Below are 25,377 nucleotides of genomic sequence, written 5' to 3' on the forward strand. Positions count from 1 at the left end.
GCCTTACGCCATCATCGACCCCGCCCTCTCGATTCGCTGGGGGCGCGACTCCTACACTCGATGGTTAACTGATAGGCAGCAGCCTGATTCACCCAAGTTTCTTACCCAGGAGAACCCCCATGAGCCTTGCCCAAGCCCAATGCGAAGCCTGCCGCGCCGATGCGCCCAAAGTAACCGATGAAGAGCTGGCCGAGCTGATCCGCGAGATCCCCGACTGGAACATCGAGGTACGCGGCGACCACATGGAGCTGGAGCGCGTGTACCTGTTCAAGAACTTCCGTCACGCCCTGGCCTTCACCAACGCCGTGGGCGCCATCGCCGAGGAGGTCGGCCACCACCCCGCCCTGCTCACCGAGTGGGGCAAGGTCACCGTCACCTGGTGGAGCCACGAAATGCGCGGCCTGCACCGCAACGACTTCATCATGGCCGCACGCACCGATGTACTGGCAGCCAGCGCCGAGGGTCGCAAGTGAGCCACTTCGCCCAGGTCGCCCGCGTACCGGGTGATCCCATCCTCAGCCTGATGGAAGCCTATCGCCTCGACAGCAACCCGGCGCGCCTGGATCTGGGCGTGGGTGTCTACAAGGACGCCCACGGCCTGACGCCGATCCTCCGTGCGGTGAAGCTGGCCGAGCAGCGCCTGATCGACGCCGAACAAACCAAGACCTATATCGGCGGCCATGGCGACATGGCGTTTGGCACGCTGCTCAGCCAACTGGTACTGGGGGCTGACTCCGCACTGCTCGCCGAGCAGCGCGCCGGCGCAACGCAAACACCAGGCGGCACCGGCGCCCTGCGCCTGGCGGGTGATTTCATCCGTCACTGCCTGCCAGGGCGCGGTATCTGGCTGAGCGACCCGACCTGGCCGATCCATGAGACGCTGTTCGCCGAGGCGGGGCTCAAAGTTGGTCATTATCCCTATGTCGGTACTGATAACCGTCTCGACGTGGAAGCCATGATCGCCGCCCTGACCCACCTGCCCAAGGGCGACGTGGTACTGCTGCACGCCTGCTGCCACAACCCCACGGGTTTCGACCTCACCCCGCGCGACTGGAAACGCGTGCTGGAGGTGGTCAGGGCGCGCGAACTGTTGCCGCTGATCGACTTTGCCTACCAGGGCTTCGGTGATGGCCTGGAGCAAGACGCCTGGGCCGTGCGCCTGTTCGCAGCCGAACTGCCGGAACTGCTGATCACCAGCTCGTGCTCGAAGAACTTCGGCCTCTACCGCGAACGCACGGGCGCGCTGATCGTCTGCGCTGGCGACACCGAAAAGCTCCTCGATATCCGCAGCCAGCTGGCATCCATCGCGCGCAACCTGTGGTCGACACCGCCCGCGCATGGCGCTGCCGTGGTGGCACAAATCCTCGGTGACGCGGCACTAAAAGCGCAGTGGCTGGATGAACTGGACGGCATGCGCCTGCGCGTTGCCAGCCTGCGCCGTGGCATGGTCGAAGCGCTGGCACCCCACGGCCTGAGCGAACGCTTCGCGCACATTGCCGAACAACGCGGCATGTTTTCCTATACCGGTCTGTCGCCACTGCAGGTGCAACGCCTGCGCGAGGACTTCAGCGTGTACATGGTCGGCAGCGGCCGCGCCAACGTCGCCGGCCTGGACGCGAATCAGCTGGAATACCTGGCGGCTGCCATCGCGCGCGTCTGCAACTGACGCCCCAGGCCTGACGGCATAACGGATCAGGGGCTCGAAGAGCCCCGGCCCGACGACCACCGGGACGTGCCTGCGTGGCGCCCCGCCGCACCTTGATTTCCGCACTGACGGCACCTAGCCCTGCCCCACGCGCAACAGCGCCTCCTGATAGATGAACTCGACTGTGGCCTTGTTCATAGGGTCAGGCATGCCTCGCTCCGCTCAGCCAAACCCGCAAGTCATCACACAACAAAATCATAAATTTTAAGTCACCGAACGCCGTCAACGGCGCTGACTTCGCGCGAAACATCGCAAAAACCGCGATTATTCGGGCACACGCCATTGAACTTTGGTCTAAACGGCGATTGACAAAAAGAAAAGGTGCTGCCGATAATCCATCAAGTTGTATGACAACGTATAACAAAAAGAACAGGATCACAGCATGAACATCCCCACCTCACGCATCGCATCTCGGCGCCCAGCCTCGCGCCATTACACGCCATTCAACGGATTCGCCGGAGGCTGAACTCAGCCGCCGGCAATGCTGGCATCGCCAGCCTGTCACCCCCACCGGGGTCATCCTGACCTCTCCGCCATGCAGAGCCGTTCCTGGCATCGGCAGGGGATGGTTCGTTCTGAAACTGGGAGCACAACAACAATGACTGCACGCACTACCCTACCTCTGGCCCTGCTGGGCAGCACTGCCCTGGCACTGATCATGCCGATGAGCGTCCAGGCCGGCGGCTTCGTCGACGATGCCAAGGTCTCGCTGAACCTGCGCAACTACTACTTCAACCGCAACTACATCAACCACTCCGGGCCGCGCCTGAACGGTGACGACCAGTCCCAGGCCGAAGGCTGGACACAGAGCTTCATCCTCGATGCCCGCTCCGGCTTCACCGAAGGCACCGTCGGCTTCGGCCTCGATGTGCTGGGTCTGTACAGCATCAAACTGGACGGTAGCGACACCGTCGCCAACAGCCAGTTGCTGCCGATCCATGACGATGGCAAGCCGGCGGATCAGTTTGGCCGCACCGCCGTCGCCGCCAAGGCGAAGATCTCCAAGACCGAGCTGAAGGTTGGCGAGTGGTTCGCCGTGCTGCCGATCCTGCGCGCCGACGATGGCCGCTCGCTGCCACAGACCTTCCAGGGCGCCCAGATCACCTCCAACGAGATTGCCGGCCTGAGCCTGTATGGCGGCCAGTTCTGGAAGAACAGCCAGCGTAACGATGCCAGCCGCGAAGACATGAGCTTCAATGGCTTCGATGGCGACGACTTCAACTTCGGCGGCGCCGAGTATCGCTTCAATGGCAACGCCACCATGGTCGGCGCCTGGCATGCTCGCCTGGAAGACGTCTACCAGCAGAGCTTCGTGCAACTGACTCACAGCCAGCCGGTCGGTGACTGGGTGCTCGGCGCCAACCTCGGCTATTTCACCGGCAAGGAAGAAGGCGCGGCCAAGGCCGGTGACCTCGACAACAAGGTGTACCAGGCCAGCTTCTCGGCCAAGACCGGCAACAACACCTTCACCGCCTCCTACCAGCGCCTGACAGGTGACACCAAGTTCCTGCGCATCGATGGCGCCAGCGGCGGCAGCCTGGTCAACGACGGCTTCACCGCCAGCTTCGACAACCCCGAAGAGCGCTCCTGGCAGTTGCGTCACGACTACAACTTCGCCGGCCTCGGCATCCCTGGCCTGACCCTGATGAACCGCTATACCAGCGGCGACAACATCGAAACGACCAGCCGCAGCAACGCCGAAGAGTGGGCCCGCGAATCCGAGCTGGCCTACACCATCCAGGACGGCACCCTGAAAAACCTCAGCGTGCGCTGGCGCAACTCGAACATCCGTCGTGACGTCGGCCAGGACTTCCACGAGAACCGCCTGATCATCAACTACCCGCTGTCGATTCTGTAATCCCGAGCGAGCACTTCGCTTCGATTGACTCCAATGTGTTACGGCACCTTAGGCCCGTCCTCGTGACGGGCTTTTTTTCGACCGGCCAAAGGCAGAGAGCCAATCGAAGCCCGAAAAGCCTGGAATCTCATACAGCCAGAGCCCAAATAAAAATGCCTGGCTGCAGCAGCCAGGCATTCAACGCATCTCCCTCAGGTTCCTGCGACAGAATCAGAGTAACAGGCTGCCGATCAGCGCCAGCAGGAAGGCGATGCCGCCGAGCAGCGTCTCCATCACCGTCCAGGTCTTGAGGGTGGTTTTCTCGTCCATCTGCAGGAAGCGGCTGACCAGCCAGAAACCCGAGTCGTTGACGTGCGAAAGCACGGTCGCGCCGCCAGCGATGGCGACCACGATGAAGCACAGGTCGAACTGGCTGAGCCCGGGTGTGGCTGCCACGGTAGGTGCCATCAGTGCGGCGGCGGTGGTCAGCGCCACGGTTGCAGAGCCCTGCGCCACGCGCAGTGCCGCAGAGATGACGAACGCGGCGACGATCACCGGCAAGCCGGTATCGGCCAGCAACGACGACAGCGCATCACCAATTCCACTGGTGCGCAGCACATTGCCAAACATGCCACCCGCGCCGGTCACCAGCACGATGGAGCAGATCGGCCCGAGCGCCCCTTCGCAGGCTTTCTCCAGATGCTTGCCGCTGTAGCGCCCGCTGAACAGCAGCAGCGCCAGGAAGGTGGTGATCAGCAGCGCCACGGGCGTCTTGCCGAGCATGCGCAGAAACTGCACCCAGGTATCGCCCGCCTGGACATGGCCGGTCACGGTGAGCGTGTTCAACCCGGTATCGAGGAAGATCAGCACTAAAGGCAGCAACAGGATCGACAGCACCAGAGCGAAGCTTGGCGGCGCCACCGACGCATCACGCTCGGCGTCGGTGAGAAAGGTGCTCGGCAGCTTCACGTCGAAGCGCTTGCCGGCCCACTGCCCAAACAGGTATGCGCCGAAGTACCAGGTCGGCAGCGCAATGATCGCGCCAACGATCACCAGCAGACCGATGTTCGCGCCCAGCAGATCGGCCGCCGCCACCGGACCGGGATGCGGCGGCACCAGCGCATGCATGGCGGCGAACGCCCCCGCTGCCGGCAGGGCGTAGAGCAAGGTCGAGCCACCAAAGCGCTTGGCCACGCTGAAGATGATCGGCAGCATCACCACCAGCCCGGCATCGAAGAAGATCGGGAAGCCGAACAGCAGCGAGGTGACACCCAGCGCCAGCGGCGCGCGCTTCTCACCGAAGGCGCCGATCAGGGTATCGGCCAGCACCTGGGCACCGCCGGTCATCTCCAACAGTCGCCCGATCATGGCACCAAGCCCGACCAGCAGGGCTACGGAAGCCAGGGTATTGCCGAAGCCGGTCAAGAGAGTCGGCACGATCTGCTCGAAGGGGATCTGCGTCACCAGCGCCGTGACGACGCTGACCAGCACCAGGGCCAGAAAGGCATGCACCCGCAGGCGCATGATCAGCAGCAATAACAACGCGACAGCAGCCGCCGCCGTGAGCAGCAAGCCCGTGGCATCAGGCGTGGAAGCCAGTTGGTTCATGGTCTACCTCATTATTTTTGTCGTAGAACAGCAGCTAGGAAGCGAGGTCGGTCAGGCAGGCCTCGCGATGACATCCGCCGACTTCCACCAGGTCTCTGCCGCAAGGCTGAGCTGATCGACGGGCAGGGTTGCGTCGAGCGCCAGCGTCAGCGGCTCGACGTGAGGGGGTTCCAGCGCAGCGAACTGACTGTCGATCAGGCTGGCCGGCATGAAATGGTCGGGACGACTGGCAACGCGCTGGCCAGCCGTCTCCCGGCTCAGCTCGAGATAGACGAAACCCAGCCCAGGCACTGACTGGCGCAATTGCTGACGGTAAGCGAGACGCAAGGCCGAGCAGGTCAAGACTGCCCGCTGCCCCTGGCGAGTGGCCTGGCGCAACTCCTCGCCGAGGCGCGCCAGCCAGCCGGCACGGTCGTCGTCATTCAGGGGAATGCCCGCACTCATCTTGGCGATGTTGGCGGCTGGGTGGAATGCGTCACCTTCGATGAACAGTGCATCGCAGCGGCGCGCGATGGCCTGCCCGACACTGCTCTTGCCACAACCGGCGACACCCATGACGACCAGTGCATTGATACGGCGATGCATAGGCACCTCATTGAAGTAGCGCTACCTCTGCTTTAGTCACAGAAAAAGCGTCGTGATTCATTATATTTTTATCGTGATCACTGCATTAATTCGCACGATAGCGCCATTAAAGCTGTTTAAAGGCCTTCACTTATTTGCCAGCCTCAAAAGACAGCGCTATCCTAGACAGCAGTTTCTAGCTTGGCAAGCACCGCAAGTCTGCCGATGCGATCCCCGGAAAGCGTCCACGAGCGCCCCAGAGGCTGCGCCACGGCATTTCACTGATTGCCATGCAGGGCTCGCGATCAAGGCGTCGAGTGCAGCAAAATACAAGAAACACAACAGGCGACATGCCCCAGATGAGCACTGCAAAGACAGGTAAAAGCACCCGCACCACCGGCCGGCCGACTCTCAATGAAGTCGCCCGCCAGGCTGGCGTCAGCCCGATCACCGCTTCGCGTGCCCTGCGCGGCATCCCCACGGTCGCCGAAGATCTCGTACAGAAGGTGCGCGAGGCTGCCAGCAAGCTGGGCTACGTGGCCAACCCCGCGGCACGCGCCCTCGCCTCCTCGCACAGCCAGACCATCGCCGTGATCGTGCCGTCGCTGACCAACCAGCTGTTCGTCGAAACACTGGAAGCCATCCACGGCGTGATGCGCCCGCGCGGCCTCGAAGTGCTGATCGGCAACTCGCACTACTCGCGCGACGAAGAAGAAGACCTGATACGCAACTACCTGGCCTACCAGCCACGCGGCATGCTGCTGACCGGTTTCGAGCGCACCGAAAGCGCCCGTCGCCTGCTCGATTCCAGCGGCATCCCGTGCGTTTACATGATGGACATCGACCCCGGTGCCGGCCTGCACTGCGTCGGCTTCTCGCAGATTCAGGCTGGCACCTGTGCCGCTGAACACCTGATCGCGCGCGGTCGCCGTCGCCTGGCCTTCGTCGGCGCCCAACTGGACCAGCGCACCCTGCTGCGGGGCGAAGGCTTTCGCCGCGTGCTGCAACGTGCCGGCCTCTACGATCCGACCCTGGAAGTGCTGACACCCCGGCAATCCACCGTGGGCCTGGGCTGTGAACTGTTCGCCCGGCTGGTGACCGAGCACCCGGATCTGGACGGCATCTTCTTCGGTAACGACGACCTGGCCCAGGGCGCCCTGCTCGAAGCCATGCGCCTGGGCATCCGCATTCCGGAACGCATGTCGGTGCTGGGCTTCAACGACCTGCAGGCCTCGGCATTCAGCGTGCCGCGCCTGAGCAGCATCCGCACCCCGCGCGAGGCCATCGGCCGGCGCTCGGCCGAAATGCTGCTGACCCTGATGGCCGGCCAGACACCGGCCGAACAGGTGCATGACCTGGGGTTCGAGCTGATGCTGCGCGAGAGCACCTGAAGGATGCCTTGCGCCCAACCACCAACCACAGTGAGCGAATGCCCTTCGCGCCTGTCGAGATGAATACCTGATTCGGAGTCCGCCACATGCATCCACGCATCCTTGAGGTCACCGAGCGCCTGACCGAGCGCAGCCGCGCCACGCGTGCGCGCTACCTCGCCATGCTCGATGCCGCGGCCGCCGATGGCCCGCAGCGCGGTAAGCTGCAGTGCGCCAACTTCGCCCACGGCGTGGCAGCCTGCAGCGGCAGCGACAAACAGCGTCTGCGCCTGATGGACTCGGCCAATGTGGCCATCGTCACCGCCTACAACGACATGCTTTCGGCGCACCAGCCCTATGCCGACTACCCGCAGCGGATCAAACAGGCGCTGCAGGCGATCGGCTCGGTCGGCCAGGTGGCCGGCGGCGTACCGGCCATGTGCGACGGGGTCACCCAGGGCGAGCCCGGCATGGAGCTGTCTTTGGCTAGCCGCGAGGTGATAGCGCTGTCTACCGCTGTCGCCCTGTCCCACAACATGTTCGATGCCGCGCTCTACCTGGGCATCTGCGACAAGATCGTGCCCGGCCTGCTGATCGGTGCCCTGCGCTTTGGCCATCTGCCGGCGCTGTTCATGCCCAGCGGGCCGATGACCTCCGGTCTGTCCAACAAGGAAAAGGCCGACGTGCGCCAGCGCTTCGCCGAAGGCCGTGCCAGCCGCGAGGAACTGCTCGAAGCGGAGATGCAGGCTTACCACAACCCGGGCACCTGCACCTTCTACGGCACCGCCAATACCAACCAGATGCTCATGGAAGTGATGGGCCTGCACCTGCCGGGCGCGTCCTTCGTCAACCCGGACGCCGAACTGCGCCAGTGGCTGACCGACGAAGCCGCACGCCGCGTGGTGCGCCTGACTCGCCAGGGCGGCAGCTTCACCCCGCTCGGCCGCTTGGTCGACGAGCGCGTACTGGTCAACGCCGTGGTGGCCCTGCATGCCACCGGCGGCTCCACCAACCACACCCTGCACCTGCCGGCCATCGCCCAGGCGGCCGGCATCCAACTGACCTGGCAGGACATGGCGGACCTCTCCGAGGTGGTGCCAACCCTGGCGCGCGTCTATCCCAACGGCAAGGCCGACATCAACCACTTCCAGGCCGCTGGCGGCGTGGCCTTCCTCGTCCGCGAACTGCTCGACGCCGGCCTGCTGCACGAAGACGTGGACACCATCATGGGTCGCGGCCTGCGTCGCTACACCCAGGAGCCCTTCATCGACGGCGAGCGCCTGGTCTGGCGTGACGGCACGGCGCAGAGCCTCGACGAGAACATCCTGCGCCCGGTCGCCCGGCCCTTCTCCGCCGAGGGCGGCCTGCGCGTGATGAGCGGCAACCTTGGCCAGGGAGTGATGAAAGTCTCAGCCGTCGCCCCCGAACATCAGGTCGTGGAAGCGCCGGCGCGAATCTTCCATGACCAGCAGCAACTGGTCGACGCCTTCAAGGCCGGTGAACTGGAGCGCGACCTGGTCGCGGTGATGCTGTTCCAGGGGCCACGCAGCAACGGCATGCCCGAACTGCACAAGATGACGCCCTATCTCGGCGTGCTGCAGGATCGCGGCTTCAAGGTCGCACTGGTCACCGACGGACGCATGTCCGGCGCTTCGGGCAAGGTACCGGCGGCCATCCACGTTTACCCGGAGGCCATCGATGGCGGCCCACTGGCCCGCCTGCGCGATGGCGATACGATCCGCGTCGACGGCCGCCTTGGCGAACTGCAAGTGCTGGTCGACGCCGCCGAACTGGCCGCGCGCCAGCCAATGCAAACCCCGACAGGCGGCGGTGAGGGTTGTGGCCGCGAATTGTTCGCCTTCATGCGCAATGCCTTCAGCTCCGCCGAGCAAGGCGCCAGCGTATTCACCCAGGCCCTGAACGAACTGAAATAACCCATACATCGCGACGCTCCAGCAGCGTCGTGATGACAGAAACAAAGACAGCGCTATCTTAAGTGCAACACCGAGGCCAAGGCCTGAGCGAGGATAAAACCGATGAACACCCTGCAACGCCGCAAGGCCCACAGCCCGGAGCTACCCGACATGGCCAGCCATACCGCGCGCATCGATGAGCTGTGCGCCGCAGCGCGCATCCTGCCGGTGATAAAGATCGAACGCGAAGCCGATATCCTGCCGCTGGCCGACGCGCTCGCCGCAGGGGGGCTGCACACACTGGAAATCACCCTGCGCTCGGATCTGGGCCTGGAAGCCATCGCCCAACTGCGCAAGCTGCGCCCGGATCTGCGCATCGGCGCAGGCACCGTGCTCGACGAATCGATGCTGATCGAAGCGGTGGCCGCTGGCGCCGAGTTCATCGTCACCCCCGGCGGCACCCAGGCACTGTTGGAGGCTGGCCGGGAGTCGCCGGTTCCCCTGCTTCCAGGCGTCAGCAGCGCCTCGGAAATCATGCTCGGCTACAACCTGGGCTATCGCCGCTTCAAGCTGTTCCCGGCCGAACTGGCCGGCGGCGTCGCCGCGCTCAAGGCCTTTCGCGGCCCGTTCGGCAACGTGCGCTTCTGCCCCACTGGCGGACTCAACCCGGGCAACCTGCAGCAATACATGCAGCAACCCAACGTGATGTGCGTCGGCGGCTCATGGATGCTCGACGACGCCTGGATTCGCGGCGGCGACTGGCAGCGCGTCACCCAGGCCAGCCGCGAGGCGCTGCAACTGTTGGCATGAGCCTGACGTTGCAGGCACAGTCAGGCCTGGCACCGCTGGCATTTTTCTCGTAGGGCACTTCTAAAAAGGACTGGAACCATGAGCACAGAGAACCGCTTGGACACCCTCTTCCCCAGCGCCGCGCAGATTCCCGAGCAGTACCGCCTGGACACGCCGATCGAGCAACGCGAATACCTGCTCGATGGCGCACTGCATACCTGGGAAGGGCCTCTGGCCAGCGTGCGCAGCCCGATCTGCCTGAGCCGGGACGACGGCAGCGTCGAGCAGGTGGTGCTCGGCAGCGCCCCGCTGATGGACGCCGACGCGGCACTGGCTGCTCTGGACGCCGCCGTGCGCGCCTACGACAACGGCCAGGGCCTGTGGCCCAACCTGCGTGTGGCCGAGCGTATCCGCCACGTGCAGAACTTCCTCGCACGCATGCGCCAACAGCGCGATGCCGTGGTGCGCCTGCTGATGTGGGAAATCGGCAAGAGCCTGAAGGACGCCGAGAAGGAATTCGACCGCACCTGCGACTACATCGTCGACACCATCGACGAGCTGAAGAAGCTCGACCGCCGCTCCAGCCGCTTCGAGCTGGAACAGGGCACCCTCGGCCAGATCCGCCGCGCGCCGCTGGGCGTGGCGCTGTGCATGGGGCCCTACAACTACCCGCTGAACGAAACCTTCACCACCCTGATCCCGGCGCTGATCATGGGCAACACCGTGGTGTTCAAGCCGGCCAAGTTCGGCGTGCTGCTGATCCGCCCGCTGCTCGAAGCCTTCCGCGACAGCTTCCCGCCGGGCGTGATCAACGTCATCTACGGCAAGGGCCGCGACACCGTCAGCGCGCTGATGGCCAGTGGCAAGGTCGACGTATTCGCCTTCATCGGCACCAACAAGGGCGCCAGCGACCTGAAAAAACTGCACCCGCGCCCGCATCGCCTGCGCGCCGTGCTCGGCCTGGACGCGAAGAACCCGGGCATCGTTCTGCCGCAGGTGGATCTGGACAATGCCGTGGAAGAAGCCGTGACAGGCGCCCTGTCGTTCAATGGCCAGCGCTGCACCGCCCTGAAGATCCTCTTCGTCCACCGCGACGTGCTGCAGCCTTTCCTCGAACGCTTCAGCGCCAAGCTCGCCGCACTCAAGCCGGGCATGCCCTGGGAGCCAGGCGTGGCCCTGACGCCGCTGCCCGAGCCGGGCAAGGTCGACTACCTGAACGGCCTGCTGCAGGACACGCTGAGCAAGGGCGCCCAGGTGATCAACCAAGGCGGCGGCAGCCAGCGCGAGACCTTCTTCTACCCGGCCCTGCTCAGCCCGGTCAGCGCCGACATGCGCCTGTACCACGAAGAGCAGTTCGGCCCGCTGATTCCGGTGGTGCCGTACGACGAGATCAAGGAAGTGATCGACTACGTACTGCACTCCGACTACGGCCAGCAGCTCAGTCTGTTCGGCAACGACCCGGTGCAGGTCGGCCAGTTGATCGACGCCTTCGCCAATCAGGTCGGCCGCATCAACGTCAACGCCCAGTGCCAGCGCGGCCCGGACAGCTACCCGTTCAATGGGCGCAAGAACTCGGCCGAGGGCACCCTGTCGGTGTACGACGCGCTACGCGTGTTCTCCATCCGCACCCTGGTGGCCACCCGTGACCAGGAGGCCAACAAGGCGCTGTTCAGCGGCATCATCCAGGGGCGGCATTCCAGCTTCCTGACCACCGACTACATCTTCTAGACGTCCCGCCCCCGCCTGCGCTGCTCAGCGCAGGCGGGTCACCATCTGCGCCAGCACCGTCAACACATCGCGGCCCAGGCGAGCGGAGCGCGCCCCGTTCCAACCGGTGCGTGGCTGTGGGCTGTCGTCATGATCCTTGAACGGCATCTCCAGGGTGAAAGACAGACAGTCGAACGCCTGGCCCACGGCATTGCAGGCCAGCGCCAGGTTGGCCTGACCCGGCTCGGCACGCGGGTAGCCGAAGCGCGTCTGGAACTCGCCGACTGCCACCAGACGTGTACGGAATTCCTCTTCCAGCGCGGCCAGGCGCGGCGTGTAACCTGGATTGCCTTCGCAACCGGCGGTGAAGACGTGGGGAATCTCCTCGTCGCCATGGATGTCGAGGAACAGGTCGACGCCAATCCGCCGCATCTGCTCCAGCACGAACAACACCTCGGGGCTGCGCTCGGCGCTGGCCGACTGCCAGGCGCGGTTGAGATCCTGCCCAGCGAAGTTGGTACGCAGATGGCCACGAATGGCGCCATCCGGGTTCATGTTCGGCACCAGATACAGATCGGCCTGCGCCAGCAGCTCGGCCATCTGCGCATCCTGAGGATCGAGCAGACGCTCGATCAGCCCCTCCATGAACCATTCGGCCATGTGCTCGCCGGGGTGCTGCTGGGCGATGATCCATAGCTTGCGCGGCTGGGCAGCTCGCCCGCCGATGCGCAGCAACTCGATATTGCGGCCTTCCAGGCTCTTGCCGCAGGCGACCGGCTCGGCACCGGCGGCCAGGCTGCGCGCGATCAACTGATCATGCCGCGCGCGGCTGTAGGGTTCGAAATAGGCAAAACGAACCTGCGGCTGCTCGGCCACCAGCTCGAAGCGGAGTTGCCCGTCGACGAACTGCGTGGGCACGCGGAACCAGTGTTCGCCGTCATAGCTGGCGGCGGTCTGGTAGCCCGTCCAGGCATGGTTGTAGGCCGACTGTCCGGCGTTGGTCAGCACGAATCCATAGCGCTGCCCGACTGCAAGTTCGGCGACCTGAAAGTGAAACCATTGAAAGTGCGAGCTGTTCAGATCCGGGCGGATCGCCAGCAGCACGCGCTGCTCGTCGCTGCCGTCGATGACCTGGATATTGCCGCTGTCGAAATCCGCGCTGATCTTCATGCACGCCTCACTGAGTAGAACGAAGGCGGCAGCATTGCAGGTGATCGATCCCCTGTGAAGGATTCGAGAGAACTATGGTGTATGCCTGAGGCCTAACAGGTCGTTGAAAAACGTAGGCGAGGCAGGCAAGACAAGGCAAAAACGGCCGAGAAACGCTCGGAGTCGCGCTCGACTTTACGTGCTGTAAATGAGCATTTTGACTGGGCTCGCACGCGAGGCCGTTTTTAACGCAGTATTGCCAACGTACGACTGCATGGATGCAGGAGGTAGAGCGACGCAGGAAGCCAAAGCCGAGGTAGTTTTTCAACGGCCTGATAATGCCCCACATCTGCCAACCGGAGCCCCAATGAATAACCCACTTCGCTACCCAGCCCTCGCGCTGTTCACCCTGGCGCTGCTGGCCGGCTGTGCCAGCCAGAAACCCGAGGAAAAACCCAAGGAGCAAGCGCCTGCCAGCGAGATGACGCAGGAGCAACAGGTGCAGCAGAAGCTGCTCCAGCAAGCGCAGCGCGGCGATCTGGAGAGCCAGTTCCAGCTGGGCAGCAGTTACTTCGTCGGCCAGCCGGTGAAAGACCTCAAGCAGGCTGAGTACTGGTGGAAGCAGGCCGCCGACAAGGGCCATGCCATGGCAGCCGTCAGCCTCGCCTACCTCTACACCGGCCGCGACGCCCCGGAGCTGGCCAACCAGAGCGAGATGCTGCGCTATCTCAACCAGTCCGCCGCCGCCGGTAATCCGATGGCGCAACACGTACTGGGCAACCTCTATCGCCGTGGCGAAGGCGGCCTGCCGCGTGACCCGGATCAGGCACGGCGCCTGTACGAAAGCGCCTGCAAGCAGAACTACGATGTGTCCTGCGCCGCGCTGCAGCGTGAGTGATCCGGCAACTCTTTAGCGGATATTTCCGCCCCCTTGCCCTGCGTGGCCAAGGCGGTAGGCTCGGGGGCTCCCGCCTTGCGAGATACCGCCCATGCACAAGTTCTGGCTGACGCTGCTGGGCCTGCCCGTGCTGCTGGTTGCCTGCAGCCGGGTCGACCTGGCCTACCGCAACCTCGACTGGCTGATCCCCTGGAAGCTGAATGACTACCTGGCGCTCGACGACCAGCAGCGCGCCTGGCTCAAACCACGCCTGCAGCAGCATCTGAGCTGGCACTGCAGCCTGGAGCTGCCGCGCTACCTGATCTGGCTGCGCGACAACCAGGCGCTGCTGAACGATCCGGATCCGCAGCGCCTGAACGAACAGCTGGATGAATTCGAACAGGCCCTGCAACGGATCGCCGTGCAGGTCACACCCCATACCACCGAACTGCTGCGCGGCCTCAACCCGCGCCAGGTCGAGCAACTGTTCGCCGAACTGGACGAGCAGAATGCCGAGCTGCGCGACACCTTCCTGACACCGCCGCCAGCCGAGCAGATCAGGCTGCGCGTAGAACGCATGAATGAACGCCTGGAGCCCTGGCTTGGCACTTTGAATGCGCCACAACGGCAAAGCATCGAGGCCTGGGCCAACCGGCTGGGCGCGCAGAACGCCGTCTGGCTGGACAATCGCCTGGCCTGGCAACAGGCGCTGCGCGAGACGCTGGACGCGCGGCGCAGCGACAGCTTCGCGCCGCGCCTGGAAGCCTTGCTGCAGGCGCGCGAGCGCTTCTATACCGAAGCCTATCGAGCCAGCCATGCAGCCAACCGCGAGGCGTTGGTGCAGTTGTTCGTGGCACTTATCCGCCAGGCCGACTCCGATCAGATAGCCCGTGCCGACAGCCGTCTGAATGCCCTGCACGATGACCTCGCAGCGCAGCGCTGCCAGGCCGACGAGTCGGTGGCCAGCGCGGATTGACGATCAGAGCGGCGGCAGTTGCCAGTCGATGGGCGTCAGACCGTTCTGGCTGAGGAACTGGTTGCAGCGGCTGAAGTGGCCGTTGCCGATGAAGCCGCGATGCGCCGACAGCGGCGATGGATGCGGCGAGCGCAGCACCAAGTGCTTGGTCGGGTCGATCAGGCGCTGCTTGCTCTGCGCATGGCTACCCCAGAGCATGAATACCAGCTTGTCCTGATGCGCGCTGACCACCTCGATCACCCGGTCGGTGAAGAACTGCCAGCCCATCTTGGCATGCGAGCCGGCGTTGGCGCGCTCCACCGTCAGCGAGGTGTTGAGCAGCAGCACGCCCTGGTCGGCCCAGCTTTGCAGATAGCCGTGCGCGGGGATGTCGATGTTCAGGTCGCGCTTGAGTTCCTTGTAGATGTTGACCAGCGACGGCGGCGTCTGCACGCCCGGCTGAACCGAGAAGCACAGGCCATGGGCCTGGCCCGGGCCGTGGTAGGGATCCTGACCGATGATCACCACCTTCACCTTGTCCAGCGGCGTGGAGTTGAGCGCATTGAAGATCAGCGGGCCCGGTGGGTAGATCTCCTTGCCGGCCGCTTTCTCTGCCCGCAGGAACTCACCCAGTTCCTTCATGTAGGGCTTATCGAACTCCTCGCGCAGCGCGTCCTTCCAGCTGGCGTCGAGTTTGATGCGGTCGTCGGTCATGCGGTTTTCCTGCTGGCTCAAAACAAGTGCAGGCACGCTAGAGAAGGGTGCCGGGCAAGTCAAGGCGACAGCTCTGCATCCGCTTTCGGCAAAGGCTCTGCTAGCATTTCAGTACGCCGCTGCGGTTCCACGGAAGTCCTCGCCATCATGTCGCTGTCCCCCGAAGCCATTCGCTTCGCCCTGCTCACCCGTTTTCTCAAAGGACAGGCCAAGGTGCCGCAAATGCCGGAAGCGGCCATGCGCATCCGCAGGTTGCTGGAGGATCCGCACACCTCGCTGGAACAGCTGGCGCGCGTGATCAACAGCGACCCGCCTCTGGCCGCCTATCTCATGCAGTTCGCCGAAAGCCCGCTGATTCGCGGCACCAGGCCGTGCGTCTCGATGCGCGACCTGCTCGCCCGCATCGGTACCCGCCAGCTCGGCACGCTGGTGCTGGGTTTTACCGCGCGCAATCTGTTCATCAGCAAGGAGAAGGCCTTGCAGCAGGTGTTTCGTCAGCGCTGGCGCAAGGCGCGCGAACGGGCAGCGTTCTGCGCCGCACTGGCGCAACGCTGCAATCAATCGCTCGACGATGCCATGCTCGCCGGCCTGCTGCAGGACATCGGCAGCCTGCCGCTGCTGGCGGAGCTGGAACACTGGCCGGACGTTCCGCGTGACGCGCAATCGCTGGATGACCTCTGTGACTACCTGTCCGGGGATATTGGCGCCCTGGTGCTGACCCGCTGGCAGGTGCCAACCACGCTGATCGAGTGCGCCCGGCAACGTCACAAATGGCTGCACGATCACGATGGCGAAGCCGACCTGACCGATCTGGTGCTGCTGGCCAGCGCCTTGCAGACACAACCGGCAAACCTCCCGGAGCCCCTGCCCGCGCAACGCCGCCTGGGTCTTGAACAACCATTGGCCAACCTGAGCGAAACGCTGCATGACGAGCAGCAACTGTGGCTGCGCATGCTGGCCTGAAAGCCTCTGGGTAAAGCTGTCCTGCGTGCGCTCTTGCATCGGCGCAAACCATGTACCTAGCGCACCCTACCCCTGGTGCAGCGCCCGGTAATGACTGGGCGCCATGCCCACCATCTTGCGAAACAGCCGCGAGAAGTAATACGGGTCGTCGTAACCCAGTTGCTCGGCCACCTGACGCACCTCGATATCACCACGGTCGAACAGGCGACAGGCCAGGGCCATCTTCAACTGGATAAAGTCCTGGATCGGCGCATGGCCGGTCAGCGCGCGGTAGGTCTTGGCGAAGTGAAAGCGCGACAGTTTGAACTGCGCGGCCAGGTCGTCGAGGTTGAGGCTGCCGTGCAGGTGCTCGCGCATCACCGCCTGCACGGCCTCGATATCCAGCACCCGCCCGGACTTGAGGTTGACCCGCGCCGGCAGCACCGCCAATGAACTAAGCATCGCCTGCAGACGGTGCGCGGCATGAATGAAGGGCACGGCATTGAGACCCTGGCGCTGTACGGCCAGCAGCGCTTCGAAATCGCCCAGCAGACGCGGCTGCACACCGATGCGGCGCAACACCTGCTTACCCAGCAGACGCAGGAAGTCCTCGCTGAGGCTGCCGTCGAAGTGCACCCAGTAAATCGTCCAGGGGCTGTGCGCGTCGGCACCATAGGCATGTGCGATGTCCCTGGGCAGCACCAGCAAATCGCCAGCCATTATCTCGAATCGTCCATCCCCTACCTCCAACCATCCGCCACCCGATCGGCAATAGATCAGCAGATGATCCTCCGGCCGCTCACGCCGCATCTGATGCCCGGCAGCCTCCGGGTAGAAGCCCATGGCCAATGGATAGCAGCCTGCACTCAGGGCATGGCGTGCCAGCAGGCGACGCAGGCGCGGTGGCGTGATGAAGCGCTGCCCGCCAACCGGCAATGGCCAGTTGGAGGTTTCCACACGCACCGCCATACACACCTCACACTCGCAGATCGAATGCCAAGATCGTCCATCCAATGACCAAGATCGTCAATCCACAAGCACGTCGCCAAGGGCTATAACGGAGCACAGACAAGAACAACAGGAGGCCACGATGCCCCATACCCTGCCGCAACTGATCGACGGCCAATGGCAGCAAAGCCAGGCCACGGATCTGATCGAAGTCACCGACCCGGCCACCCAGGAGGTGATTGCCCTGGCGCCCAAGGCCACTGCCGAGGAAATCGAGGCGGCAGTCACCAGTGCGCAGAAGGCCTTCCTCGCCTGGCGCGAAGTGCCGGTGTCGGAGCGTGCCCGCCTGATGCTGCGCTACCAGCACCTGCTCAAGGAGCATCACGACGAGCTGGCGGAGATTCTCGCCCAGGAAACCGGCAAGACTTTTGCCGACGCCAAGGGCGATGTCTGGCGTGGCATCGAAGTGGCCGAACACGCGGCCAACATCGCCAGCCTGATGATGGGCGAGACAGTGGAGAACGTCGCCCGCGAAATCGACACCGCCAGCTGGATCCAGCCGCTGGGAGTGTGCGTCGGCATAACCCCGTTCAACTTCCCGGCGATGATTCCGCTGTGGATGTTCCCGCTGGCCATCGCCTGCGGTAATACCTTCATCCTCAAACCGTCCGAACAGGATCCGCTGACGCCCAATCGCCTGGCCGAGCTGTTCATCGAAGCCGGCGCGCCCGCTGGGGTGCTGCAAGTGCTGCATGGCGGCCGCGAACAGGTCGATGCACTACTGGTACATCCGGCCGTGCGCGCGATCTCCTTCGTCGGCTCGGTCAACGTGGGCCAACATGTCTACCGCACCGGCACCCAGCACCTGAAGCGCGTGCAGGCCTTCGCCGGGGCCAAGAACCATATGGTGATCATGCCGGACGCGCCCAAGGATCAGGTGCTCAGCAACCTGCTCGGCGCCAGTTGCGGCGCCGCCGGGCAGCGCTGCATGGCGATCAGTGTGGCAGTGTTCGTCGGCGAGTCGAAACAGTGGATCGGCGAGCTGGCCGAGCAGATGGCCGCCCTGCGCCCCGGCCACTGGCAGGACAACGGCGCGGCCTACGGCCCGTTGATCAGCCCGCAGGCACGTCAGCGCGTGCTGCACCTGATCGACCAGGGCAAGACGGAAGGCGCCGAGTGCCTGCTCGATGGTTCGCAGTGCGCGGTGGAGGGTTACCCGAACGGTAACTGGGTCGGGCCAACGCTGTTCCGTGGCGTCACGACGGAGATGAGCCTGTACCGCGAGGAAATCTTCGGCCCGGTGCTGGTGTGCATGGAGGTCGATACCCTCGAAGCCGCCATCGCGCTGGTCAACGCCAGTCCCTACGGCAACGGCACCAGCCTGTTCACCCGCTCCGGCGGCGCCGCCCGGCACTTCCAGCATGCGATTGAGGTCGGCCAGGTCGGCATCAACGTGCCGATTCCGGTGCCGCTGCCGTTCTTCTCCTTCACCGGCTGGAAAGGCTCGTTCTACGGCGACCTGCACGCCTACGGCAAACAGGCGGTGCGCTTCTACACCGAGACCAAGACGGTCACCAGCCGCTGGTTCGACGACACACCGCTGGAGGCCGGGCCGAACATGACCATCCAATTGAAATGAGAACGACGTAGCCGTTATACGAAAAGACAATCACCCAGGCCGGACAAGCGGCGTAAAAGGTACCTTGCAGAACAAAAACAAGGAGAACTGCAATGCGCCGACTGTCCGCCATCCTGGCCTTGTGGGCCACGATCACCGCCTGTGCGCAGGCTGCCGAGCCCATCACCCTCGGGCTCAACTACCCGCGCACCGGCCCGTATAAAGAGGAGGGATTGGCGCAGATGCGTGGAGCCCTGCTGGCCATCGATGAAATCAACGCCGCCGGCGGTGTGCTGGGCAGACCCTTGCGTCTGTCCAGCAAGGACACTGCCTCGCGCCCGGCCAAAGCGTTGAAGAACGTCGACAAGCTGGCCGCCGAAGGCGCGGCGATGCTCTTTGGCGGCTCTTCCAGTGCGGTGGCCATCGCCGCTGGCAAGCGCGCCAAGGAACACGGCCTGCTGTATTTCGGCACCCTCACCTACTCCAACGACACCACCGGCAAGGACGGCCACCGCTACATGTTCCGCGAGTGCAACAACGCCTGGATGAGCGCCCAGGTGCTTGGCCAGTACCTGAGCAAGACGCTGCCGAACAAACGCTACTTCTACGTCACCGCTGACTACACCTGGGGCCATACCACCGAAGCTTCGCTGCGCAACGCCACCGCCAGCAACGACCCTGGCCAGCATGCCGGCGTACGCGTGCCCTTCCCTGGCGCACGCCTGGCCGACTACACCGATGCGCTGACCCAGGCCGCGTCCAGCAAGGCCGACATTCTCGCCCTGGTGCTGTTCGGCGAGGATCTGGTGCGCGCCATGCGCATCGCCAAGGACATGGGCCTGACCGAACGCATGCAGATCATCGCCCCCAACCTGACCCAGAGCATCGTCGAACAGGCCGGTCCCAGCCTGATGCAGGGCGTGATCGGTACCGAGCCCTGGACCTGGCGCGTGCCGGCGCTGGAGAAATCCGCGCGCGGTGAAGCCTTCGTCGAGGCCTTCAAGACCCGCTATCAGATGTACCCCTCCAGCTCAGCCGCCTCAGCCTACAGCATCGTCCAGCAATGGGCCGATGCCGCCAAGCGCGCCAACAGCCTCGACAGCGAAGCGCTGATCAAGGCGCTGGAAGGCCACCGCTACAGCCTGCTGAAAGACGAGCAGCAATGGCGCACCTTCGATCACCAGAACCTGCAGACCGTCTACGCAGTGAAGGTCAAGTCACGTGACGAGGTGCTCAAGGATCCGCTCAAGCAAGACTACTTCGAAATCGTCGACCGCCTCGACGCCAGCACGGCGCTGCCCAGCCTCGCCGACTGGCAGGCCGAGCGCGAGGCCGGCGGCCAACCCCTGACCTTGCAATGAGATGCCATGGACTTCGAACTCAGTGATGAACAACGCCTGCTCACCGACAGCGCCCGCGCCTTTGCCACGCGGGAGCTGGCGCCCCACGCCGCCGACTGGGATCGCGACCACCACTTCCCCGTCGAGGTGATTCGCCGCGCCGCCGAACAGGGCTACCTGGCCCTGTACATCGCCGAAGAGGATGGCGGCCTCGGCCTGTCACGGCTGTCCAGCGCGCTGATCTTCGAGCAACTGGCGGCCGGCTGCGTCGCCACCACCGCTTACCTGACCATCCACAATATGGCCACCTGGATGCTCGCCAGCTTCGCCGCCCCGGCGCTCAAGGACGCCTGGCTGCCTGGGCTGATCAGCGGCCAGGCGCTGGCTTCCTACTGCCTGACCGAACCGGACGCAGGCTCCGACGCGGCCAACCTGCGCACCCGCGCCCGCCGCGATGGCGACGAGTACGTGATCGACGGCAGCAAGTGCTTCATCTCCGGTGCCGGCAGCACCGATGTGCTGATCGTCATGGCGCGCAGCGGCGAAGACGGCGCCAAGGGCATCTCCTGCTTCCTGGTGCCGGCCGATGCCCCCGGCGTGCGCTACGGGCGCAACGAGGACAAGATGGGCTGGAAGGCGCAGCCGACCCGCACCATCACCTTCGAGGGCGTGCGCATTCCCGCCAGTCACCGTATCGGCCCGGAAGGCGAAGGCTTCGTCTACGCGATGAAGGGCCTCGATGGTGGCCGTCTGAATATTGCCAGTTGCTCGCTCGGTGCCGCTCAGGCGGCGCTGGAACAGAGCCTGCGCTACGTCGAGGAACGCAAGCAGTTCGGCAAGCCGCTCAGCCAGTTCCAGGCGCTGCAATTCAAACTCGCCGACATGCTCACCGATCTCACCGCCAGCCGGCAGATGGTGCGCCTGGCCGCACACAAGCTCGACCATGGGCATGGCGAAGCCAGCCTGTATTGCGCCATGGCCAAGCGTTTCGCCACCGACCACTGCTTCACCGTCTGCAACGAAGCCCTGCAACTGCATGGCGGCTATGGCTATCTGAACGACTACCCGCTGGAGCGCTGGGTGCGCGACGCCCGCGTGCACCAGATCCTGGAAGGCACCAACGAAATCATGCGGGTGATCGTCGCCCGCCGCCTGCTCCTGCAGGGCGGCATGCTCGATCGCCTGCTGTAGTAGTAACCCCAGTTAGGTGCGAGCGATGTTCGCGAGCAGAGCTCGCTCCTACGGCAATGATGAATATCGAGGACGACCATGAGCACTGCACTGGAAACCTACAAATCCGGCATCTTCGACCTGACCCACAAACTCACCGTGGAGAAGCACGGTCACACCGCGCTGATCACCATCAACCACCCGCCGGCCAATACCTGGGACCGTGACTCGCTGATCGGCCTCAAGCAGGTGATCGAGCACCTCAACCGGGACGACGAGGTCTACGCCCTGGTGGTGACTGGCCAGGGGCCGAAGTTCTTTTCCGCCGGTGCTGACCTGAACATGTTCGCCGATGGCGACAAGGCCCGTGCCCGCGAGATGGCGCGACGCTTCGGCGAAGCCTTCGAGACCCTGCGCGACTTCCGTGGCGTGTCCATCGCCGCGATCAACGGCTACGCGATGGGCGGCGGCCTCGAATGCGCCCTGGCCTGCGACCTGCGCATCGCCGAACGCCAGGCGCAGATGGCCCTGCCAGAAGCCGCCGTAGGCCTGTTGCCCTGCGCCGGTGGCACCCAGGCACTGCCCTGGCTGGTGGGTGAAGGCTGGGCCAAGCGTATGATCCTCTGCGGCGAACGCATCGACGCCGACACTGCCCTGCGTATAGGCCTGGTCGAGCAGGTGGTGGACACCGGAGAGGCACGCGGCACCGCCCTGCTCCTGGCATCCAAGGTGGCGCGGCAGAGCCCGGTGGCAGTGCGCACCATCAAGCCGCTGATCCAGGGCGCCCGCCAGCGCGGCCCGAATACCTGGCTGCCGGAGGAACGCGAGCGCTTCGTCGACCTGTTCGACGCCGACGACACCCGCGAAGGCGTCAACGCCTTCTTGGAAAAACGCGATCCGCAGTGGCGCAACAAGTAAGCACGCTCGTAGGGTGGACGTCGCCTTTCACGTCCACCACAACAGGGCGCCTCTAAAAACGTAGGCGAGGCAGCCAGCGCAAGGCAAAAACAGTCGAAAAAGCGGAGTTTACGAGCTGTAAATGAGCATTTTGAGCCTGTTTTTAACGCAGCGATGGCAACGCAGGTAGTTTTTAGAGGTGCCCAACACACGCGGTGGATGGACAAAGCGCCATCCCCCTACGCGGGAAACACGCATGAACCTGCAATTCGAAGAACGCCCCAGCCTGCATGGCTACCGCATCGGCATCGCCAGCCTGGATGCCGAGAAGAGCCTCAACGCCCTCTCCCTGCCGATGATCGAGGCGCTCGGTGCACGCCTGCAGGCCTGGGCCGATGACCCCGAGATCGCCTGCGTCGTGCTGCGTGGCAACGGCGCCAAGGCCTTCTGCGCCGGTGGCGATGTGGTGCAACTGGTCAATCAGTGCCGCGAGCATCCGGGCGAAGTGCCGCCGCTGGCGCGGCGCTTCTTCGCCGACGAATACCGCCTCGATTACCGCATTCACACCTACCCCAAACCCTTCATCTGCTGGGCGCATGGTCACGTGCTGGGCGGCGGCATGGGTCTGATGCAGGGCGCTGGCATCCGCATCGTCACCCCGAGCAGCCGCCTGGGCATGCCGGAGATCAATATCGGCCTGTACCCGGATGTTGGCGGCAGTTGGTTCCTCGCCCGCCTGCCGGGTCGCCTGGGCCTGTTCCTCGGTCTCACCGCCGCCGGTATCAATGCCCGCGACGCGCTGGATCTGAACCTGGCCGACCGTTTCCTGCGCGACGACCAGCAAGGCGCCCTGCTCGACGGCCTGGTGCAACTGAACTGGCGCGAGCAACCCGATGCCCAGCTACACAGCCTGCTGCGCGCGCTGGAAAGCGAGGCCCGCAGCGAACTGCCCGGCGCGCAATGGCTGCCACGCCGCGAGCGTATCGACGCGCTACTCGATGTCGCCGACCTGCCGGCTGCCGTGCAGGCGCTCAGCGCCCTGCAAGAGGACGACGACGCCCCGCTCGCCCGCGCGGCCAAGACCTTGGCCGACGGCTGCCCGCTGACCGCGCACCTGGTCTGGGAGCAGATCAAACTTGCCCGCCACCTGTCGCTGGCCGAGGTGTTCCGCATGGAATACGCCATGAGCCTGAACTGCTGCCGCCACTCGGAATTCCCCGAAGGCGTACGCGCACGCCTGATCGACAAGGATCAGACGCCACACTGGCATTGGCCGGACGTGGCTGCAATCCCGGCAGCCGTGATCGACGCGCACTTCGCCCCGGCCTGGGACGGTGAGCATCCATTGGCGGATTTGTAGAAGGCCGTGCGCCCCATGCGTAGCCCGGATGCAATCCGGGAATCGGGTTGCACGAAACGCCCCGGATTGCATCCGAGCTACGCGCTTTTGTGGGAGGGGCTTTAGCCGCGACCTGAGGATCTGCAGTCACGAAACCTATCAAGGAGCAACGGCATGGCCAACACGCAGCAGCAAAAAGCCCTGGCCTTCCAGGCCCTGCACCAACGTGACGAGCTGCTGGTACTACCCAACCCCTGGGATGCCGGCTCGGCGAAGATCCTCGCGGCGCTCGGTTTCGAAGCGCTGGCCACCACCAGCGCCGGCCTGGCCTTCAGCCTCGGGCGCGTCGATGGCGAAGGCCTGATCAGTCGCGAAGACACCCTGACCAATGCCCGCGCCATCGTCGAGGCCACGCCACTTCCGGTGGCAGCCGATCTGGAAAACGGTTTTTCCGATGATCCGCAGGGCTGCGCCGATACCCTGCTGCAGGCCGCTGCCTGCGGGCTGGTCGGCGGTTCCATCGAGGATGCCAGCGGCAACCCGCAGGCCCCCATATATCCGCTGGAACTGGCGGTCGAACGTATCCGCGCCTCGGTGACCGCCGTGCGCAGCCTGCCCTTCCCTTTCACCCTCTGCGCCCGTGCGGAAAACTTCCTGCACGGGCGCGAAGACCTGACCGATACCTTGCGCCGCCTGGAAGCCTATGCCGAAGCCGGCGCCGAGGTGCTCTATGCCCCCGGCCTGACTACTCGCGCACAGATCGACGCCGTGGTGCGCGCCGTGGCACCGCGCCCGGTCAACGTGCTGCTGGGGCTGTCCAGCAGCGCACTGACACTGGATGACCTGGCCGAGCTGGGCGTGCGCCGCGTCAGCGTCGGCTCCAGCCTGGCGCGCGCGGCCTTCGGCGGTTTCCTGCAGGCCGCACGCGCGCTGCGCCAGGGCGATGCCGACTTCGCCAGGGAGGCGGCGCCCTTCGCCGAGCTCAACGAGCTGTTCAAGCGCTGACAACAAGAAAGGAGAACCAACATGACCCAGATCGCCTTTATCGGCCTCGGCCACATGGGCCTACCCATGGCCCGCAACCTGCTCAAAGCGGGCTACCCGCTGAAAGTCTTCGATCTGCTGCGCAGCGCCGTCGACACCCTGGCAGGCGAAGGCGCGGTGGCCGCTGACAGCGCCGCCGACGCCATCGACCAGGCACAGGTGGTGATCAGCATGCTGCCGGCCAGCCGCCATGTGGAAAGCCTGTACCTGGGCGACGACGGCCTGCTCGATCGGCTCAAGGCCGGCACGCTGGTGATCGAGTGTTCGACCATCGCCCCGGAGTCCGCGCGCAAGGTGCACGCCGCTGCCCGCGAACGCGGCATCGCCCTGCTCGATGCGCCCGTGTCCGGCGGCACCGGCGGCGCGGCGGCCGGCACCCTGACCTTCATGGTTGGCGGCGAAGCCCAGGCGCTGGAAAGAGCCCAGCCGATCCTCGCCAGCATGGGCCGCAACATCTTCCATGCCGGGCCGGAAGGTGCCGGCCAGGTGGCCAAGGTGTGCAACAACCAGGTGCTTGCGGTGCAGATGATCGCCACCGCCGAAGCCATGGCCATGGGCGTGGCCAACGGCCTGGATCCGGCGGTGCTGGCCGAGATCATGCGGCAGAGTTCCGGCGGCAACTGGACGCTGGAGAAATACAACCCCTGGCCCGGGGTGATGGAACACGCGCCGGCCTCGAACGGCTACAGCGGCGGCTTCATGGCCGAGCTGATGGCCAAGGATCTTGGCCTGGCCCAGGAAACCGCCAGCCATAACGGCAACAGCGCGCCAATGGGCGCCCTGGCGCTGCAGCTCTATCGCCTGCTGCTCAAACAGGGCAAGGGCAGGCAGGACTTTTCGGTCATTCAACAGTTGTTCGTCTGAGCGAGCTGGCGGGCAAGGCGCCCGCCA

The 25,377-nt window shown here is 64.7% G+C and carries 22 protein-coding genes; 17 read left to right on the top strand and 5 right to left on the bottom strand.

Going from position 1 to position 25,377, the window contains the following annotated elements; all coding sequences use genetic code 11:
- Positions 1 to 119 precede the first annotated feature (119 nt).
- The 3 genes from ACODS1_RS19970 to ACODS1_RS19980 all read left to right on the top strand — a co-directional run bounded on the left by ACODS1_RS19970 (position 120) and on the right by ACODS1_RS19980 (position 3,563).
- Positions 120 to 473, top strand: a complete 354-nt coding sequence (locus ACODS1_RS19970; protein WP_017674872.1) for a 4a-hydroxytetrahydrobiopterin dehydratase — start codon at positions 120 to 122, stop codon at positions 471 to 473.
- Positions 470 to 1,666, top strand: a complete 1,197-nt coding sequence (locus ACODS1_RS19975; protein WP_489087032.1) for an amino acid aminotransferase — start codon at positions 470 to 472, stop codon at positions 1,664 to 1,666. Before ACODS1_RS19970 ends, ACODS1_RS19975 begins: the two co-directional genes overlap by 4 nt.
- A gap of 637 nt (positions 1,667 to 2,303) precedes the next feature.
- Entirely contained in the window at positions 2,304 to 3,563 is a 1,260-nt protein-coding gene (locus ACODS1_RS19980) for an OprD family porin (RefSeq protein WP_489087033.1), read from the top strand.
- 210 nt (positions 3,564 to 3,773) lie between these two features.
- On the opposite strand, the gene ACODS1_RS19985 is transcribed toward ACODS1_RS19980, so the two are convergent.
- Together ACODS1_RS19985 and ACODS1_RS19990 are read right to left on the bottom strand one after the other, a co-directional pair.
- Positions 3,774 to 5,150 carry a GntP family permease gene (locus tag ACODS1_RS19985; protein WP_489087034.1) on the bottom strand — a complete coding sequence of 459 codons (1,377 nt, stop codon included), beginning with the start codon at positions 5,148 to 5,150 and terminating at the stop codon, positions 3,774 to 3,776.
- Positions 5,151 to 5,201: 51 nt separating this feature from the next.
- On the bottom strand, positions 5,202 to 5,735 hold the full coding sequence (locus ACODS1_RS19990; RefSeq protein ID WP_489087035.1) for a gluconokinase: 534 nt from the start codon (positions 5,733 to 5,735) through the stop codon (positions 5,202 to 5,204).
- Between the two features lie 338 nt (positions 5,736 to 6,073).
- Between ACODS1_RS19990 and gntR the strand changes: the two genes are divergently transcribed.
- The 4 genes from gntR (at position 6,074) to ACODS1_RS20010 (ending at position 11,514) form a co-directional block, all read left to right on the top strand.
- Positions 6,074 to 7,105, top strand: coding sequence for an HTH-type transcriptional regulator GntR (gntR, locus tag ACODS1_RS19995; RefSeq protein ID WP_489087036.1), 1,032 nt, complete (start codon positions 6,074 to 6,076; stop codon positions 7,103 to 7,105).
- An 86-nt stretch (positions 7,106 to 7,191) separates the two neighbouring features.
- Positions 7,192 to 9,018 carry a phosphogluconate dehydratase gene (gene edd, locus ACODS1_RS20000; protein ID WP_489087037.1) on the top strand — a complete coding sequence of 609 codons (1,827 nt, stop codon included), beginning with the start codon at positions 7,192 to 7,194 and terminating at the stop codon, positions 9,016 to 9,018.
- Positions 9,019 to 9,120: 102 nt separating this feature from the next.
- Positions 9,121 to 9,807 (top strand): bifunctional 4-hydroxy-2-oxoglutarate aldolase/2-dehydro-3-deoxy-phosphogluconate aldolase, encoded by a 687-nt coding sequence (locus tag ACODS1_RS20005; RefSeq protein ID WP_489087038.1) that lies wholly within the window; start codon positions 9,121 to 9,123, stop codon positions 9,805 to 9,807.
- A 78-nt stretch (positions 9,808 to 9,885) separates the two neighbouring features.
- Positions 9,886 to 11,514 carry an NADP-dependent glyceraldehyde-3-phosphate dehydrogenase gene (locus tag ACODS1_RS20010; protein WP_489087039.1) on the top strand — a complete coding sequence of 543 codons (1,629 nt, stop codon included), beginning with the start codon at positions 9,886 to 9,888 and terminating at the stop codon, positions 11,512 to 11,514.
- A 24-nt stretch (positions 11,515 to 11,538) separates the two neighbouring features.
- Here the strand turns inward: ACODS1_RS20010 and ACODS1_RS20015 are convergent, their stop codons facing one another.
- Positions 11,539 to 12,663, bottom strand: coding sequence for a M14 family metallopeptidase (locus tag ACODS1_RS20015; RefSeq protein WP_489087040.1), 1,125 nt, complete (start codon positions 12,661 to 12,663; stop codon positions 11,539 to 11,541).
- Positions 12,664 to 13,009: 346 nt separating this feature from the next.
- Here ACODS1_RS20015 and ACODS1_RS20020 point away from each other — a divergent pair, with 346 nt between their 5' ends.
- Positions 13,010 to 13,540 (top strand): tetratricopeptide repeat protein, encoded by a 531-nt coding sequence (locus ACODS1_RS20020; RefSeq protein WP_322978500.1) that lies wholly within the window; start codon positions 13,010 to 13,012, stop codon positions 13,538 to 13,540.
- A gap of 91 nt (positions 13,541 to 13,631) precedes the next feature.
- Positions 13,632 to 14,495 carry a DUF6279 family lipoprotein gene (locus ACODS1_RS20025; RefSeq protein ID WP_489087041.1) on the top strand — a complete coding sequence of 288 codons (864 nt, stop codon included), beginning with the start codon at positions 13,632 to 13,634 and terminating at the stop codon, positions 14,493 to 14,495.
- 3 nt (positions 14,496 to 14,498) lie between these two features.
- Here ACODS1_RS20025 and ung read toward each other — a convergent pair whose 3' ends face one another.
- Positions 14,499 to 15,188: a uracil-DNA glycosylase gene (ung, locus tag ACODS1_RS20030; protein WP_489087042.1), complete on the bottom strand. Its 690-nt coding sequence runs from the start codon at positions 15,186 to 15,188 to the stop codon at positions 14,499 to 14,501.
- A 147-nt stretch (positions 15,189 to 15,335) separates the two neighbouring features.
- Between ung and ACODS1_RS20035 the strand changes: the two genes are divergently transcribed.
- Positions 15,336 to 16,151, top strand: a complete 816-nt coding sequence (locus ACODS1_RS20035) for an HDOD domain-containing protein (protein ID WP_489087043.1) — start codon at positions 15,336 to 15,338, stop codon at positions 16,149 to 16,151.
- 66 nt (positions 16,152 to 16,217) lie between these two features.
- On the opposite strand, the gene ACODS1_RS20040 is transcribed toward ACODS1_RS20035, so the two are convergent.
- Positions 16,218 to 17,099 (bottom strand): AraC family transcriptional regulator, encoded by an 882-nt coding sequence (locus ACODS1_RS20040; protein WP_489087044.1) that lies wholly within the window; start codon positions 17,097 to 17,099, stop codon positions 16,218 to 16,220.
- A gap of 121 nt (positions 17,100 to 17,220) precedes the next feature.
- Between ACODS1_RS20040 and ACODS1_RS20045 the strand changes: the two genes are divergently transcribed.
- From ACODS1_RS20045 to mmsB, 7 genes are all read left to right on the top strand, one after another.
- Entirely contained in the window at positions 17,221 to 18,717 is a 1,497-nt protein-coding gene (locus ACODS1_RS20045) for a CoA-acylating methylmalonate-semialdehyde dehydrogenase (protein ID WP_489087045.1), read from the top strand.
- A gap of 92 nt (positions 18,718 to 18,809) precedes the next feature.
- Entirely contained in the window at positions 18,810 to 20,057 is a 1,248-nt protein-coding gene (locus ACODS1_RS20050; RefSeq protein ID WP_489087046.1) for a substrate-binding protein, read from the top strand.
- Positions 20,058 to 20,063: 6 nt separating this feature from the next.
- Positions 20,064 to 21,227 carry an isobutyryl-CoA dehydrogenase gene (locus tag ACODS1_RS20055; RefSeq protein ID WP_489087047.1) on the top strand — a complete coding sequence of 388 codons (1,164 nt, stop codon included), beginning with the start codon at positions 20,064 to 20,066 and terminating at the stop codon, positions 21,225 to 21,227.
- Positions 21,228 to 21,305: 78 nt separating this feature from the next.
- A complete protein-coding gene (locus ACODS1_RS20060; RefSeq protein ID WP_489087048.1) occupies positions 21,306 to 22,124 on the top strand; it encodes an enoyl-CoA hydratase in 819 nt (272 codons plus the stop codon).
- A 235-nt stretch (positions 22,125 to 22,359) separates the two neighbouring features.
- Complete coding sequence (locus tag ACODS1_RS20065; RefSeq protein ID WP_489087049.1) at positions 22,360 to 23,463, top strand: enoyl-CoA hydratase/isomerase family protein; 1,104 nt, start codon at positions 22,360 to 22,362, stop codon at positions 23,461 to 23,463.
- A 153-nt stretch (positions 23,464 to 23,616) separates the two neighbouring features.
- Positions 23,617 to 24,447: an isocitrate lyase/PEP mutase family protein gene (locus ACODS1_RS20070; protein WP_489087050.1), complete on the top strand. Its 831-nt coding sequence runs from the start codon at positions 23,617 to 23,619 to the stop codon at positions 24,445 to 24,447.
- 21 nt (positions 24,448 to 24,468) lie between these two features.
- Positions 24,469 to 25,350: a 3-hydroxyisobutyrate dehydrogenase gene (mmsB, locus tag ACODS1_RS20075; RefSeq protein ID WP_489087051.1), complete on the top strand. Its 882-nt coding sequence runs from the start codon at positions 24,469 to 24,471 to the stop codon at positions 25,348 to 25,350.
- The last annotated feature ends 27 nt before the right edge of the window (positions 25,351 to 25,377 follow it).

It is taken from the genome of Pseudomonas sp. FG29 (genome assembly GCF_057809355.1).

Coding starts and splice junctions, on each gene's coding strand:
- ACODS1_RS19970 (WP_017674872.1), top strand. CDS start 120: ATGAGCCTTGCCCAAGCCCAATGCGAAGCCTGCCGCGCCGATGCGCCC.
- ACODS1_RS19980 (WP_489087033.1), top strand. CDS start 2,304: ATGACTGCACGCACTACCCTACCTCTGGCCCTGCTGGGCAGCACTGCC.
- ACODS1_RS19985 (WP_489087034.1), bottom strand. CDS start 5,150: ATGAACCAACTGGCTTCCACGCCTGATGCCACGGGCTTGCTGCTCACG.
- ACODS1_RS19990 (WP_489087035.1), bottom strand. CDS start 5,735: ATGCATCGCCGTATCAATGCACTGGTCGTCATGGGTGTCGCCGGTTGT.
- gntR (WP_489087036.1), top strand. CDS start 6,074: ATGAGCACTGCAAAGACAGGTAAAAGCACCCGCACCACCGGCCGGCCG.
- edd (WP_489087037.1), top strand. CDS start 7,192: ATGCATCCACGCATCCTTGAGGTCACCGAGCGCCTGACCGAGCGCAGC.
- ACODS1_RS20005 (WP_489087038.1), top strand. CDS start 9,121: ATGAACACCCTGCAACGCCGCAAGGCCCACAGCCCGGAGCTACCCGAC.
- ACODS1_RS20010 (WP_489087039.1), top strand. CDS start 9,886: ATGAGCACAGAGAACCGCTTGGACACCCTCTTCCCCAGCGCCGCGCAG.
- ACODS1_RS20015 (WP_489087040.1), bottom strand. CDS start 12,663: ATGAAGATCAGCGCGGATTTCGACAGCGGCAATATCCAGGTCATCGAC.
- ACODS1_RS20020 (WP_322978500.1), top strand. CDS start 13,010: ATGAATAACCCACTTCGCTACCCAGCCCTCGCGCTGTTCACCCTGGCG.
- ACODS1_RS20025 (WP_489087041.1), top strand. CDS start 13,632: ATGCACAAGTTCTGGCTGACGCTGCTGGGCCTGCCCGTGCTGCTGGTT.
- ung (WP_489087042.1), bottom strand. CDS start 15,188: ATGACCGACGACCGCATCAAACTCGACGCCAGCTGGAAGGACGCGCTG.
- ACODS1_RS20035 (WP_489087043.1), top strand. CDS start 15,336: ATGTCGCTGTCCCCCGAAGCCATTCGCTTCGCCCTGCTCACCCGTTTT.
- ACODS1_RS20040 (WP_489087044.1), bottom strand. CDS start 17,099: ATGGCGGTGCGTGTGGAAACCTCCAACTGGCCATTGCCGGTTGGCGGG.
- ACODS1_RS20045 (WP_489087045.1), top strand. CDS start 17,221: ATGCCCCATACCCTGCCGCAACTGATCGACGGCCAATGGCAGCAAAGC.
- ACODS1_RS20050 (WP_489087046.1), top strand. CDS start 18,810: ATGCGCCGACTGTCCGCCATCCTGGCCTTGTGGGCCACGATCACCGCC.
- ACODS1_RS20055 (WP_489087047.1), top strand. CDS start 20,064: ATGGACTTCGAACTCAGTGATGAACAACGCCTGCTCACCGACAGCGCC.
- ACODS1_RS20060 (WP_489087048.1), top strand. CDS start 21,306: ATGAGCACTGCACTGGAAACCTACAAATCCGGCATCTTCGACCTGACC.
- ACODS1_RS20065 (WP_489087049.1), top strand. CDS start 22,360: ATGAACCTGCAATTCGAAGAACGCCCCAGCCTGCATGGCTACCGCATC.
- ACODS1_RS20070 (WP_489087050.1), top strand. CDS start 23,617: ATGGCCAACACGCAGCAGCAAAAAGCCCTGGCCTTCCAGGCCCTGCAC.
- mmsB (WP_489087051.1), top strand. CDS start 24,469: ATGACCCAGATCGCCTTTATCGGCCTCGGCCACATGGGCCTACCCATG.